Source organism: Providencia sp. PROV114 (genome assembly GCF_032704305.1).
Lineage (GTDB): Bacteria > Pseudomonadota > Gammaproteobacteria > Enterobacterales > Enterobacteriaceae > Providencia > Providencia rettgeri.
Map to the genome: position 1 here is coordinate 1,643,766 of NZ_CP120528.1, position 14,934 is coordinate 1,658,699.

The following is a 14,934-nucleotide window of genomic DNA, read 5'->3' on the forward strand; positions in this document are numbered from 1 at the left end:
ATCTGGTACTTAGCTATAGTACTAGTCATAAGGGGGATAAGTATATTGTTTTATCAATAATTCAGCAATATAAATTAAAATTATCATGGTCTACATTGTTTTTAACGCATTGATATTTATGTTAAAATTAATTAAAATATATTATTGCGAATAATATTTTTTAATTTTTGGTTCATCGGCATAGTTATTATGTAAATCTATCATTCGCAGTTTGATTATTAATAAATGAAGATAAAATATGAAAATTTGTATTATAGGGACGTCCGGGGCAGGAAAAACAACATTATCTGCCAAGCTAGCCGATGAATTTAATACGCCTGTATATGGCTATGATGAAATTTATTGGAATAAAACTCAGGCAGAATATATCAAAAATCCTCAACCTATTATTAACGCATTAGTCTTAGAGATAACATCTAAAAAAGAATGGATTATTGAAGGTGCTTACGATAGGCGTTTAACTCCCTTTTTTCATGACTGTACGTTAATTATTCGCTTAAATGTACCTTACCATATATGTGCCTTTAGAATCGTAAAACGATACCTTGCATCTAAATTTACAACGAGAGGGCCCAAAGAGACATTTTTCAATACAGTTGAGTTACTACGCTTTGCAAAGCAATTTGATAAGCAGCTTGATGATTTCTTTGCACAAAATCCTTTATTTTCTTCTAAAGTCATCATTATAGATAATTCCAAACAATGTATTGGTACGATAAAAAAACATTTAGAATAAATAGGGTTCAGTGGCCTGTCCGGCTCTTACAGTATAAATAATTTTAGCAATAACTTTATTTGTACATCTATCAGTTGGTTTATGCTCTCTAAAGGCTGTTTTTGCTTCATCTCTTTTCTTCTGGTATCGGCTAAATAAATTTGCCCATAAAAAATACTATATACATGAGTACTTAGATTCCACTAGAAATTACTAGACCTTCTTGGAAGTAAAAATAATTAATCAATTCTCGTATAAAAAATAAAATAACATTCAAGCGGCCAAGTCATTTCAATCACTCAGAATGGCACTCAATCAGTTGGTAGGAGGAGGGATCATTAATTAAAAGTGACTCATTTTTAATTAAATATCTATTAGCATTTTTGCTTATAACGAATTGAGGCGGGGGGATTTTACAATCCTGTTCATCAATAATAGATGCATTAAATCCTGTGGCTATTTCTTTTAATGTATAATTCCCCTGGCAAGAATATAATTCTTGCCAGGATGAAATAGTTAACTTAGCCTCATTGTTAAATTTAAATTTTAGATTAATAAGTGTATTAACATCATTATTTGATTTTTTCTCGGAATAGTGTAAATAATAGCAACCAATGGTTTTAGTTGCATATGCACAATTTAATATAATGAATGAGAATAATGCACTAATAAATAGAAGGTAACTCATTTTTGATTCATTCATCGATGATAACTAGTATACATAGCGTAATAGCAGAAAGTAAGTTAGCACTGCGTTAATTAACCGATTAATAAGCATTTTGACGAACATCAAAGGGTTGTAAAATCCTATTCCAGATTTCAATCATTTGTTATATTTGTCTTAATAATGAATTCTAAAATTTCTTTAAACATTTCTTTTCTATCTAAATTTATAGAATATTTAGGCACTGTACCGTCATCGTGCCCGCCCTCATAATCCATTGATGGCGTACTTTTCCATTTATTGCTAGATTTGAGTAACGTATATTTGCGCTTATCGCCATTCATCTCAGTAGAACGGTTGTCGTCAGACAGAATCGCCCGTATCTTTATGTTTTAAGTTAGACCCCATAATGCTAGGTAAAAAAATAACAGGAACCACTTTGGTTGCAGGGACATAAAGGTGGGCTTTGGCGTTCCGTGATTGATGTTCAGTCGTACATTCCCAAGAAATCCGTTTTTTCACATCAAATTGACAAAAATGGTGCTGGATATTTTCGCCTTGTTCATCCTGACTCATTGTATTTTCTTCAAATTGAGCATGCCGATGATTGATTTGATATTCCCACTTATACTCAAATACATTTATTTATGAAAAATAAGGCGAGAATGATGGCAATATCGATGAGCAATTTATCGAGTGATAGGGAATTATTTATTTTGCTGAATCAATGCATATCGGTTCAATAGTTGTTTAAAGTGAGTATCAATACGTTGATATTCTGATTCAGGTACAGTGCCTTGCGCTTGTAATTGTTCTAGTTGGCGTAGTTCTTCTTCGAGTGGCAACCCTTGATTAAAATGTTGACGTGCATTAAAAATAATCGTTTTTAATTCAGACCCAGTGATATAGCTGCGAGGTTTACCATCGAGACTGTCTAAGCGCGTACTGAGATTATTTAACTCTGACATTCCTTCAGACCACTGTTGGAGTTTATCGCGAGATGACGCATTGATTTGCATATTTTGCTGCCATTTATCGTTTAACGCACTGACTTCTTGCCGTTCACCATATTGCTTCGTGAGGTAACTCACCATGCTTAATCCATACTGTTGAGACCAAATTGGGGAGACGGACTCTAATTCTACGAGGTAGTTATTGATTAACTTGAGTTTTTCAGGAGAAAAACTATTCGGTTGCGCGGCATTAGGTTGTAATTGTTGCTCAAGAATTGAGGCAATATTCGGCGTAAAGTCAGGTAACTGGGGTAGCGCTTGCGCTAAAACGTGGTTATTGATTTGCGGGTGTAACACATACAAAGTTCCTGCACACAGCGCGCCTGTGAGCACAATACCGAAAGCCAGACCCACACAAATGCCTTTGCGGTAAGAAGGCTTGGTCGGTGTCGGTGTACTGATAGTGGCATTGGCCTTGATGGAAATTGGCGTTGCTGCGGCACGGGCATGAAATGATGATGGTGAGGTTTTCGGCAATTGCAGCGGCGTTGGTGGAATAAAACCACTATCGGGAACATCGGTATTTTCGAGTTGCTTGGCTTGAGTGGTGAGCAAGTTTTGCAGTCGTTCCAGCTGAGTGAGGTGTTTGAGCTCTAATGTTTGCAGCAACTGTCCAATTTGGTTGAGCGTCGCTTCAGTTTGATACAGTGCTGGCAGGTCTGCATAAACAGGTGCATGGGCGCGTAACCCTGTCATGAGTTGTTGGCTCAGCGTTGCGAGGATCTCAACCCGGGCATGGGTCTGTTGTGGCCATAATCCTTGCCAGTGGCGGCTCAGTAAATGTTGGAGTAAAGATAAGCCTTCGTTTAATCCCGCTATGCCATTTTGATGCTGGCGGATCAGGGTAAACCATGCGCAAGTTTGTAAATCAGCGCCATTTTGGTTGAATAAGGACAAACATAGCCCATGAGCTCGAGCCCAGTCAACATCAGGGCGGGCAGGGTGGAAGCGTTTGTTTAACTCGTCTTTAAGGGCAGAGAAATCAGTCAGGGTGCGAGGGTCGCCACCAAGGCGTAATGTGTTTAAATCTGGGGTCATAGTCTTCTCACGCTATCGTCGGTTAAATCGTATCGAATTGTTTTTTCAGATGGTGGACGAGAATGCGTCCATCCGGCATAAACTCAGTGCCATAACGGATTAACCCTTGCTCATGTAATTCAACCTCAAGGGCGTAATGGAGTGCCCCAAAGCTATTTTGCGGTAATAACACTAAAGAGAGTGATTTGATACGGGGCTCATACTTGAGTAACGTTGCTGATAAAATGGTCATCATATTGTGAGCGGTACCGGGGAGACCTTGGATCATTTTACTCATATCGGGGAGTCCGTAGTCGGGAAGATGTTCGATGCTACCCGCTCTGGCGTTGAGAATGCGGCGAATATTGTCCATCACGGATACCATCACTTGGTCATGTTCTGGGATAGCATCAATATCTAATCCTCCCGCAAAATACCCCGTCAACATTTCATATAATGAAGGCTGGGACATGCTATTTTTCTCCGAGTGGTTTCAAGGTCATGGTGTTATCCGCGAGGGTGAGTAAGCGTGGATCATCGGGTAATAACCGCTTTTTGGGGATCACCACGCGCCAGTCGTCGGTGATAAGGTCAGGGTGATGGAACATTACGGCAACGGCAACAAATTCAGCACCGTCCTCAAGGGGCATATCAAGAGAAATTGATTCGCCAGGGCGAATTCGCAGGTCTTTTTGTGTGACTAATGAGGATTTGAGTACTTGGCTATCTTTAGCGAAAAGGGTGGCATAGTCGCTTTCAACAAAGCTTTCAAAGTTTTTTAGTTGATAAACACGGATAATCGTTGATAGCGAAGCGCCAGTATCGTCAGTATTGAGTGCTTCGCGTGCCACGAAATCAAGATGGACGACTTTCACTTGCTTATAAAATATCGCGTTTGCTGCACTGCGAGTGCCATCGCTGACCATTTGAGTAAGTCCGCATCCAGTGAGATTTAATGCTGTCAGAAGCACCAATGTCTTGCCGCAAAATGACAATAAAGGGAGTTGTTTCATAGGTGAGTCCCAGAATTAGAATCGATAATTAGCATAATGTGAGGGCGGCGTAGAGTGTGATGTTGCCGATAACCGCTGATAGCGCCCCAAATTTAAGGTAATAATGTGTTCTCGGTGAGGGGCATTAGGCGCCAATGTGCCCATCGCGGCGGTACGTCCCAGTTGAACACCTTGGCGAGATTGCGTGCTTAACGTTGCGTTAGGGAGCAACTTTCTGGGTAATTTGAGACAAAGACGGGCATTGACTCTTGACCCTAGGTAAACATGCAACAGCGCCATTAAATCTTGATACAGTTGTCCGTCAGGCAACCAATTGCGGGCTTCATTAAAGTTATCTGTCTGTAAGGTAATCAAAATTTGGCTGTTTATATCGGTAGAATACTGACCTAAAACAGGCTTGTTGGTTAAGGTCATCGGTGTTCTGCAGGATAACCCTGTTTGAGTGGTTTGCTCAATGCGTCTTGGGTCATGAGGCTTGATGTTAACTTGGGTATCAGGCGCGAGTAATTTAACTAATGATATAACCCCTTCGGCGGTACGAGTTGGAAAACGTAGCGTACCCAGTAATGCGAGAAATCGGGATAACGGAGCTTGTATATGTTGCGCCGTGCCAGGTATACCTAAGCCAATTAACCCATATAAATACTGGGAAGTTTCGTCTTCACCTCCCGCTAAAAATGTTGCAGGGTAAGAGTATTTTCGCCAAATACGATAAAACTGCGTCGTCAGTCGGTGGTTAAAAATATCTAAAAAATCGGTAAGAGACTCGGTTCCCTCACGTCGTTGTGCAATGTCATCAAGGTAGGTTGTCGGTAGCGGGGAAGTGACACCATATAACCCTAAAAATGTCGTTCGAATACTGGGTGTGTTGCTATCTCGGTAGCGGTCTTCAATGTCGATACCTTTAATTTCGGTGACAGGAAAACCCATCCCACGATGGGGACGAAACCGGATAACATCTGTTTTCGGGTCTTGGGTGCTACCGAGTGGCGGGCGCTGTTTATTACTCTGTTCTAGCAGTTGGCAAAACCGATAGAAGTTAACCAGTGGTAGACGCTCCCCTAGTGCATCAAAAAGCTGATTTACTGAGGATGATTCTCTGTCCATGTGAGGCTATTTCCTTTTGGTACAATATGGAGAGTTAATTGGTTAAATAGATGCACGTCGGTATAAAGCGCGAAAAAGCGATTGAGCATTTCACCAAAGAGATGAATATCACCTTCACCGTTAAATCCGTTGCTATCAAGGGTGATATCGATGGCAATACCACGCTGTAAAAAGCCTTTTTCGAAGCGCTCAATAAGGTGCTGTTCAACGTGGATCATGGCATCGAGTTTGCGGCTGTTTAGATCATCATCTCGCCAGTCATAGAGTGCCAATGTGCCACGTAATACTTCTACGTTATCCATCATATTGAGGAAGCTAGCGCCAAGGTGACTGAGGACACGCCAATGGAACCGATCTTCTGCAGGGGGATAGCACGGCAGGGTTGGCTTACATAAATTACGAACCTGCAATTGGGTTTGTAGCGTTTCTTCGGTTCTGTCGAGCAATGTACTTTGCAGCGCTTTGCGTGGAAGTTGTCCGTTAGTGCCGGTTAATTGTAAAGATAAGGTTTCACTTTCAAGGGTAGCGGTCGGTTGTTCTCGTTCTCCCCCTAAAATCAGCCATGTATCATGTAACCCACTGACACCGCGCTTAACACGAGTGTGGTAGTAGTGTTCTGGCGCATTGCGGCGCAACATGCCGCCTCTGTGGCGGAAGCTGCTGAATGGAACATAGTGAATGTGTTCATCTCGTCTTGTGCCATGAACCGTATCGACAGCATAAATTTCGGTGTGCCCATCTTGTAGGCGACGGGGACGCAGTAAATATTCACTTTCTAACCCGTTAACGGTGAGTGGGTCAGCTTCAATATTGAATAAGTTGATCACCGGAACGCTGTGCAGTTTTAGGTTATCCGTACTTAATGGAATGTCGCTATCCCATAGCGTATCAAGCACAATTTCGAGTTCAAAATGACTCAATCCTTCAGGTAATTGAATTTCACCGAGCCCGTTTAAGTTGACGAAAAAAAATTTTTCACGGAAAGAAAAATACTCCAGTAATAGCTGGTAGCCGCTGAAAGTGCTATCACTTTTAGGCCACAGTTGGTCTTCTTCAGCAAAGCCCCCCGGGGAAAACCAAAGGGGTAAACGAATACGATCAGGGGACGATGGCAGGCGAATATAGGTGGCTGCAACTTGCTTAGTCAGCGCTAAATGGAGTGCATAGGTCGTTGGAACGTCACCAGAGAGATAAAAGGAGAGTGCATTAAGTGCGGTTTGTTTCCAGTCAGCGAGCTTCGCACAATCGAACTGCAAACGAATTACGGAACGGCCATCAGGCTCTGTGGTTAAATTAACGGTTGATAGCACAATGGGATTGAGCGTTAAGTCTCGCGTTGTGCGATAGCGGCAGACGGTCTTTTTGGGACCAATCGGGCGCGAAAGCACTTCAAAGTTAGCAGGGATCACCGATGAGAGTTTCATATCGTGAATATCTGGCGCGAGTTCAACGACAGAAAGCGATGGAATGGTTTGTAGATAATGAGGCCAAAGTAGGCTAACTAACCCTTCTGTTAACTCAGGTAAATCATCATCAATTTTTTGGCGCAATTGCCCCATGGAGAAGGCAAAACCTTCAAAAAGTCGTTCAACAAAAGGGTCAGGAATGCCCACTTTGTCTAAATCTAATAACGCCGCACGATCGGGGTGAGCTTGAGCGAATTCTTTAGCTGCTTCACGCAGATATCGCATCTCCGCATCATAATAGCGAAGGGTTAAATCATCCATTTGTGTGGTTCTCATTGATTAATTTAGGGGTAGAGTACTAAGGCTCGCACAGGATCTAATCGTGTTAGTTGAGCCAGTAACTCAGACATCTGATGATGCAGTTCAGCTTTGTCAGGTGTATTACGCTGCGTTTTCCCTCGCAACAGTTGCAATTGGCGGGCTTTAACTTCAAATAACGAGTGTGGTTCCCAATCAGCGAGACGCATCTGCTCAGCACTGTGGTCTAATTCACGAAGTAAATTCAGTGCCAAATCATAACGAGCAAATTGTTCGGCCACTCTTGCCATCACTAATTGCAGCAACCATTTTTGACGGGGTGTTTGGATATTCGGACGTGACATTAACCAGGCTAATGCGGCTTCAACGCCTTCAGTGTCAGCTTGAGTTAACGCTTCTTGTTCTAACGAAAATATTGAGTCGTTATCATCGTCACTTGTGCCACGAACAGGCATGTGATGGAGAGACTGAATATTCTCTTCTAGAATATGCTGTTTGATCCACGCTAATGTGACTTCATCAGCGAAAGGTGTGCCATCTTCCCAAGCGAGATTTTCTAAACCCGGCAAGCGAAGTAAGAACTGCTTTAAATCAGAAGCAATCACCTCTGCCCAGCCGTCCCACGGCGCAGGGGATTTACTCAATGCCTGATGCAAATACCACTGCACATCTAACCAAAAATGGTTAACTCCTTCTGCAAACAATCGATCAGCTTGCTCGGTGAGTTCGAGCCAATTTTGTTGCAGATATAAACGTTTTAGCTGCGCTTTGGCATCTGAGCGTGGTGGGGCTAATCGAGTACAACCTTGCTGATTTTGTGGTGGCGATTGGTGCAGGGTATCCCAACGGACAGATTTCATCAGCCGGTGACCCGACAGCCAGCCGTTCGGTTGATTACGCAGATAATTGGCGAGTACTTTGGCTTGATCAAGTAATTCTCGACCAGACTGAATAGGCGTGATAGTGCTGATACCCGATGATGTCTGTTTCGTTGAGATATTTTCTGTTGATTTAATATTTTGTGGAACAACACTATTCGCACCACCAGATTGTGCAAGTCGATTTTCTAATGCGCGTAGTAGTGGTGCAAGATTAGGGCGGTGTACTTCATCCCATGTACTAAATTCATCCACAATCGAGCTAAGTAACGCCACGATACGTGCAAATTCGTTACTATCCACTTCAGGATAAAGGGATAAGCTGTCGATAACCCGTTGACCCGCCAACCATTCAATGGCCGACTTTCGGCTATTTTGGCGATTTGGTAGCAAGTCATCATGGTAACGGTGGAGTAACCCTGCCAGTAATCCTAACCCATCGGCTAGGCCCGTTTCACCTTCTTGATGCAAGCGTGCCCAAACGTAGTAAGTGATCACGCGTGCGTCTTTACAGACATGAGTTAAGAGATTTTCGGCAAGTGTACAGATTAATTGTGTATCTGAGCCTGATAACTTGTTGACTTCTTCTTTCATGCGTTCGAAGTCATCGTCATAGCCAGGGTCTTCCCCAACCGGATTTTCAGCTGTGATTGGCAATAACCAGCGTTCCCATAACACGACTTGTTGTTCCACTAATTGATTAGCGACAAGCGGATTTCCGGTAAAACAGGCTGTGCGTAAGGCAGTTAATAAAGGCATAGGTGATGTCCTATCGAGGCTAATCCAAGAAGATTTTTTCAGGTAGCACAAAGTTACGTAGTTTTAATAGCGCCAGCGGGCCTTGGCCCATTTCGGTGCGCAGTTGGTAATTGAGCGTGTTGCCATCCGGTGTTACCCACGACACGGTATAGCTGCTGGAGCTGCCCGCATAAGGCGCGACATTGGCTGTTTCGAGTAAACGGATTAACCCCCAGACACCACGATGATCACCATAGAGTCGGGTGCCTGTGGAGGTCGTCATCCAAGCCAATGAGGCACCTGAGGCGATGGTATCGGCAGGCCACACAAAACGTTGCCATTGTGGGAATTGGTTATCGTAAGTGAGATTTTGCTTATCGACCACCAATATGGTTTGCATCACTTGTTTACTGGTGCCTGGGCGCATTTCGAAGTATAGGCGAGCTTCTCCATTAGCAAAGGCCACATCGCCTAACTCACTCAATGTATTTACTGCATGAATAAACTCAGGGTTAAAACGCAATCCTTGCGCATTAGTACTGTTAGGTACCCAGTGATTACCTTCTTTGCGTAAAACACCTTGCAAACGCGTTTCTAAGAAACGTTGAATGCGCCCATTATCAGGGCGAAGATATTGCGCCATCAGAGGCAAAGAAATATCACTTTGCGTATCTTTCAATGGATAGCGGCCACCAAAGGCGTTGTTCCATTCATTGACAATCGCATTTTGCCATTCGCTATTGATACCTTGAGCTGTTGGTGTGAGTAATTGTTGCCAAGCTTGAGTCATGGGCTCCACTAACAATGCATCCCCAAAGCTTTGCCATTCTTGCCCAAAGCTAGCGGCAATCAAACTCCCCAGATCCCGCGTTTCGGCAAAATCGACACTTTTGCCTTCTAGAATGCTTTGTGCGAATGCTTGTGACATCGATTGTGGGTCGGGGGCATTCACGACTTGTTGGAGTTTTAAACGTACACGAGTAATGCGGGTTAAATACGCTTGTAAACTCAGATTATCGCCAGTTTGTGAGGCTGCTTGAGGGTCAACAAAGTTCAGGATAGGACCAAAAGTGTCTTCCAATGGGCCCGTAAAATCGGCTTTTTGGTTAATCACTGGTTTTTGTTCTTTGTTGAGCAATTCTTTCGCCGAGTTAACAAAAGAGTCGGCTAGTTTTTCTGTTTGGCGTCCGGTTTTTCCTTGGTAGGAAAGGGTATTCATCAGTGCAATTACCGGAGATTGGCGAACATCGCTCATTAATGTGAGCTGGTCAATAGTATCGGACAGGCTGTCGGTCTGTCGCCATTGCAGGCTGTTTAAAAAATTTAACCAGCTACTTGAAAAATCGGCAAAATAACGCTCGGTGAGTTGCTGTTTAAGTACGTCAGGCGAAATATCTTGGCTAAGTTCATGCTGGTTGTCGCTCAATACCCAGTCAATTTCATTGCGTCGCGATTCGACCGTTTTTTTGATTGCTGGCTCAATGGACTCTTCCCATGCTTTGCGAGTAAAAATTCCCGGTACAAACTCATCGGTGGTCAATAAAAAGCTAACATCGGTATCGTTTGTCATGTCATTGAGAGTCATATCCGGAAATTGATTCTGTGCTTGCAAAAGCACTTTTTGGTATAACGAAGCACTTTCGCTGCGTTGGCCGATTTGTCGAATGAGTAAGGTACGGCTTTGATTAATCAGATTATTGTTAGCCGATAATTGCCAGCCAGGATGCTTGGGTAGCTGCTGCGCGTAGAACATGAGCAACTCTTTGCCGAGAGTGTGCCATTCTCCTTCATCCATTCCCTGAGGGGCGGGTAGGGTAGTTAGGATACTATCAGTGAAAAACGCCGGATCCATGCGTTCAGGCGTACTCATCATGAGATAAGTTTTTAAATCTTGATATGCACGTTGTGTAGCTTGGCGACGCTCATCACTATTTGGCGATAATTGTGTATAGGCTTGCAATCGTTGCTCAAGTTGTTGACGGATATTATCTCGCAGAGGAGGGAGTACCGTCTGCTGATACAACGGCCATAAATGCGCTAATAGCGGCTCATTGCTATTCAAGCCAAAATGCAGCCAAAAAGGCACTGAGTTCTGTTCCCGATGAGTTAACAGCCCAAGAGTTTGCTGAAAATCATACTGAGCTTTGAGGCGTTCAGTTTCCGGTAATTGGCTGTTAGCGGCGACGCTCGCACTTTGGTAGCTCTCTTCAATAAGCTGGCGATTGGCGAAATAAGAGACAATCATGCCTGCGCCCCACAAGGTCATGGCGGTGGCCGCGCCGTATTGAACGAGACGTTTTTTGTCAAAGCCTAAAGAGGCAGGCTGTAAACCGGATGCCAGTTCAGATTGCACATTCAACCAGCTTGTCCAGCGGGTATCAGGGTGCCAACTATTGGGTAACCGTTGCTGATTTAACGAATTGATAGAAGGGCTAAATGCGATGCCAGAAAAAGGCAGCGTACGTAATTGGGTATTGAGTGGCGCTAATGCGGTCGCAAGCTGCTGGCTGCCCCCGTTTTGTAGAAATTGGGCTAAGGCGAGTAGATAGGTGTGTTTCTGTTCGCGAAGTAATGCTTGGGTTCCGTTGATCACAAGTGCGGGGATCAGGCTTAACAAGCTAGGTGATAACGCCTCGGCTGGCATATTTTGCTCTATCATGCAGAGGATAGAGGGCGTTTCAACAGCACTGAGGGATTGTTGGTCACTGACACTCCATACCCAAACAGGCGCACGCCAACCTAATGCTTGGAAGAGGTTTTGGATTGCACGCCCTGCGTTATGGGCTGTTGCGGTATTGAGATTAGTGAAAGTGACGTTGTTGTCTAAAAGCTGGGAAGAAATGCTGTTTTCCGTCACCCAAATCACGCCATCGAGCGGACGACGCCGGCGTAGGTGTTTGAGGGTCTCTAGTCGCTTTGAGTCGATGGAACTGCCGATATCGCCACCGTAGATAAGCAAGGTGCCATCACACTCTTGCCAGATTTCTTGCGTCAGGCTAGGGGCGAGTTTTTCGACGGCGGAGTGGGAGCCGAGGAGGAGCTGAATGGAGACTTTGGAATGCCAGAAAGTGCCGTATTGGGATTTTAGGGTGTTTTGGATTTCTAGTAGTAATACATTCTCCGTATCATTATGATTTTTAATGATGTTATTTGTTTTTTCTTTTGTTCCACTATAAGCATGTTTACCTATCCAGCGACTAACAGTAAAAACAACAATAGAAGCCAAGCCAATAAAACCACTAACCCATACGAGGGTATTCAGAGCATTATATTGTTTTTCCGAATTAGGCTGAATTTCTAATATTTCTGGTGAGAAATAAAGAATGAAGCCAAGGGTTATAGCTATGCTGAATAACACTAATAGAATAACCCATGGTTTTTCTAAATTTTTTAGTATGGAGAGTAAATAAGATTTCATATCGTGGCTCCAGATACGATGAAAATAAAGTAATTAATGTGTTTCAATGTAATGAAGCATTAAATTCCGATGGGAGGGTAACTATCCAAACAAATATTTCATTATTTTGATGTGTAATCGCAAGTTGGGCAGCTTCGGTTTTTATTAAACATGAAATGCTAATATAAAGGTTAACCCAAGGGGCGGCATGCTGAGTACAGCCAATAATATTATCAATACTATATAAAGGAATTTTCCCTCCGTTTTCGGTAAATAGAACTTCTGTTCTAGTATTATCCAGATTGCTGATTGAAAAAGCATTAATAAAAATAGACTTTACTTTGGTTAGCTCGACATTCCCCCAAAGGAGAGCATTATCAATAGATTTACTTAACTCCAGCGTATTGTTCTTATGCTGGGGTATAGATTCAGGTCGGTGAATAAAAGCGATATATTTGTTAAGCGTTTTTTTAGGCGATGATAATAAATGAGCCACACTAACCTCTGTGTATTTATCAATAGGTTGTTTAATCAGGTAAAGGTTTATAGTGAGTAAGTATTCAAAATCATCAACTTTATCTAACCAGTTATCTATAATGCTAATTGGGATATTTTTTTTATAATTAATACGGAATGGTCTTTCGAGTAATTGAGATATTTCTTGATTAATTTGTTTAGTATCATTTTCACTTAGAATGATACTTTCACCAATCGAAACTAAAATATTTAATGATACATTGTTAGATAGACATTTGATTGCGGTTAGCATTGATGGCTCACTAATTAACGCTTTAATTCTATTGATAACTCTTTCTACATCTGATGTGTTGCTATCAATGAACTGAGCACAGTAACTTGCTTTACCGTTGACTAGGTTAGGAGGCAAAAGAGATGTTTTACTGGCAATTATTTGTGTTGATAAATCTTTGCAGTTTGTTATGTGAGGAAGAATCATGGCTTGTGCTAAAAGTGTAACTTTTCTTTGGCCTATCGATATTCTTTTATCTTTGTCTATTTGTCTTTGTGTATCCCATCCATCAGCTGCCCATTTATTAAAAAGAAAAAATATGTATCTAACAGAATATAAACCTAGCCAAATTATGATGGTGAAAATGAGTAAATTAAACTCTGGTATTTTTTCTATTAACGACTGGGAAACTAAGAATCGATGTGAAATATAAATGACTACTGATAGTAAAACAAAAAAAATGCTCCATCGTTTAATTGATGGGAAATCTTGACGTTTTGCTTTTGGCGGTAGTGATAATAAATCAACAGGCATCAGTTTAGAGGCTCGCTTTGGCATTAGGAAGAGAGGATATCAAGGTGCAGCCACAGCTACATTTATGACCATCAAATGCAACAGGGATCCCATTATCTAAAAATGTGGGATGGCCTTGTGCAATAACCACATTATTGTGTCCTTTTTTAGGGCAATAAACGGGATCACCTAAGCGAGCCACACCAATACTATTAAATACCATGAGTGATGAGCCGGAGAGAACTTGACCACCGCCTGTAGTTTTATCGCCAGTTCGAATAATACCTTTCATGATGAGGAGCCTTTAGATTGTGATTGATAGAGTGTAAAATTGGATTGATGAGGAATGCATTCAATGTTTTTATGGCGTGCAAAATGAATCTGTGACGGTAAGGTAAAAGACAATCACAGACTCAGGGAGTTAAAATCCCCAATATTGTTAGTATTTTTTTGCTATTTAAAAAAAAGTTTTCCACAAATTTTTAGGGTTGGTGGAGGCATCCAAATAGTAAGGGTCATTTTCATCTACTATCGCTTGCTTTTGAATATTATCAGGCCAAACAGGGCGACGGCTGGTTAAAATTGCAATATAGCGAGGTATTGCGTATAAAAAAGCTAAAGGGACTGTGATAGGGAACAGTATCACGGGTGTACCATTATGTTGCGTCATGGAGTAGAAGAAGGTAAATCCAAAACTTTCTTTTTTATTGGCGATTGGTAAACAAAAAGGAATACGTTCTTTCATACCTTGTGGGCCTTCTTCCATATAACGACGCACAAATTCCCAGTGGGCTCTCAGCTCTTCAAGATTGCCATGTGAGGCAGGTAGACAAAAGGTATCGATAATCGTGATGCCATCTTCAGCCAAAACATGCCCACTAATATAGTAATCCTTGCCAATTTCTTTGCGATGGTTTAATCCGGTCGTGAAAAATATGTCTTGCCAAGGGACAGTAAAGACCGAGCCATCAATGCGAGTTGCGTGGACCAACTGATTTTTACGATCAAATCGGATAGGGTAATGAGTCCATGCGAACCACTCTTTTTTTAATAAGAATAGCATCCAGAATGCCATCGGAAATATTATTAGCAAACCAACTAGAATAGCCAGTAAATACCCTACTTCATAGAATGACCGAGTAATAACATCAATAGCTAGCCAAGCAAATGTACCTATAAAAAATAAGCAACCAAAGGAAGCGGCAAGTGATAATAATCCCTTGGAAGAATAAAATTTATCCACCATTTCTAAGTAATTAGAGTTTATAGTAATAACTTTTAAATCCGGCATGAGTTGTTTTGTATCGATATTTACTCGTATTTTTTGCTCTAATTTTCCAGAAAACTCACTTTCATTTAATGGTCTATTGATTTTAAATTGTGGAAATAACCCGTAATAATCCATAT

13 protein-coding genes are annotated in these 14,934 nt (G+C 42.1%); 1 reads left to right on the forward strand and 12 read right to left on the reverse strand.

The window, feature by feature from the left end; genetic code table 11:
- The first annotated feature begins 238 nt into the window (after positions 1 to 238).
- Positions 239 to 736: an AAA family ATPase gene (locus tag P3L37_RS07110; protein ID WP_110732021.1), complete on the forward strand. Its 498-nt coding sequence runs from the start codon at positions 239 to 241 to the stop codon at positions 734 to 736.
- Between the two features lie 274 nt (positions 737 to 1,010).
- Here P3L37_RS07110 and P3L37_RS07115 read toward each other — a convergent pair whose 3' ends face one another.
- The 12 genes from P3L37_RS07115 to P3L37_RS07170 all read right to left on the reverse strand — a co-directional run bounded on the left by P3L37_RS07115 (position 1,011) and on the right by P3L37_RS07170 (position 14,932).
- Complete coding sequence (locus tag P3L37_RS07115) at positions 1,011 to 1,418, reverse strand: hypothetical protein (RefSeq protein WP_004912519.1); 408 nt, start codon at positions 1,416 to 1,418, stop codon at positions 1,011 to 1,013.
- A 324-nt stretch (positions 1,419 to 1,742) separates the two neighbouring features.
- Positions 1,743 to 1,955, reverse strand: coding sequence for a hypothetical protein (locus P3L37_RS07120; protein WP_181937046.1), 213 nt, complete (start codon positions 1,953 to 1,955; stop codon positions 1,743 to 1,745).
- A gap of 131 nt (positions 1,956 to 2,086) precedes the next feature.
- On the reverse strand, positions 2,087 to 3,430 hold the full coding sequence (locus tag P3L37_RS07125) for a VasL domain-containing protein (RefSeq protein WP_110732019.1): 1,344 nt from the start codon (positions 3,428 to 3,430) through the stop codon (positions 2,087 to 2,089).
- Positions 3,431 to 3,452: 22 nt separating this feature from the next.
- Positions 3,453 to 3,881, reverse strand: coding sequence for a type VI secretion system baseplate subunit TssE (tssE, locus tag P3L37_RS07130; RefSeq protein ID WP_004912512.1), 429 nt, complete (start codon positions 3,879 to 3,881; stop codon positions 3,453 to 3,455).
- Between the two features lies 1 nt (position 3,882).
- Positions 3,883 to 4,422 (reverse strand): type VI secretion system lipoprotein TssJ, encoded by a 540-nt coding sequence (gene tssJ / locus P3L37_RS07135; protein WP_004912506.1) that lies wholly within the window; start codon positions 4,420 to 4,422, stop codon positions 3,883 to 3,885.
- 15 nt (positions 4,423 to 4,437) lie between these two features.
- The gene (gene tssG / locus P3L37_RS07140) at positions 4,438 to 5,529 is read right to left on the reverse strand and encodes a type VI secretion system baseplate subunit TssG (protein ID WP_109911508.1); all 1,092 of its coding nucleotides are present in this window, start codon (positions 5,527 to 5,529) and stop codon (positions 4,438 to 4,440) included.
- Positions 5,505 to 7,256, reverse strand: coding sequence for a type VI secretion system baseplate subunit TssF (gene tssF, locus P3L37_RS07145; protein WP_110732018.1), 1,752 nt, complete (start codon positions 7,254 to 7,256; stop codon positions 5,505 to 5,507). The genes tssG and tssF overlap by 25 nt, the downstream gene beginning before the upstream one ends.
- Positions 7,257 to 7,279: 23 nt before the next feature.
- Positions 7,280 to 8,890 carry a type VI secretion system protein TssA gene (gene tssA, locus P3L37_RS07150; protein WP_272667345.1) on the reverse strand — a complete coding sequence of 537 codons (1,611 nt, stop codon included), beginning with the start codon at positions 8,888 to 8,890 and terminating at the stop codon, positions 7,280 to 7,282.
- A 19-nt stretch (positions 8,891 to 8,909) separates the two neighbouring features.
- Positions 8,910 to 12,287, reverse strand: coding sequence for an ImcF-related family protein (locus P3L37_RS07155; protein WP_272667346.1), 3,378 nt, complete (start codon positions 12,285 to 12,287; stop codon positions 8,910 to 8,912).
- Between the two features lie 43 nt (positions 12,288 to 12,330).
- Positions 12,331 to 13,548: a hypothetical protein gene (locus P3L37_RS07160; RefSeq protein ID WP_109911513.1), complete on the reverse strand. Its 1,218-nt coding sequence runs from the start codon at positions 13,546 to 13,548 to the stop codon at positions 12,331 to 12,333.
- Between the two features lie 4 nt (positions 13,549 to 13,552).
- Positions 13,553 to 13,819 carry a PAAR domain-containing protein gene (locus tag P3L37_RS07165; RefSeq protein WP_109911514.1) on the reverse strand — a complete coding sequence of 89 codons (267 nt, stop codon included), beginning with the start codon at positions 13,817 to 13,819 and terminating at the stop codon, positions 13,553 to 13,555.
- Between the two features lie 165 nt (positions 13,820 to 13,984).
- Positions 13,985 to 14,932 (reverse strand): DUF6708 domain-containing protein, encoded by a 948-nt coding sequence (locus tag P3L37_RS07170; protein ID WP_109911515.1) that lies wholly within the window; start codon positions 14,930 to 14,932, stop codon positions 13,985 to 13,987.
- Positions 14,933 to 14,934 lie beyond the last annotated feature (2 nt).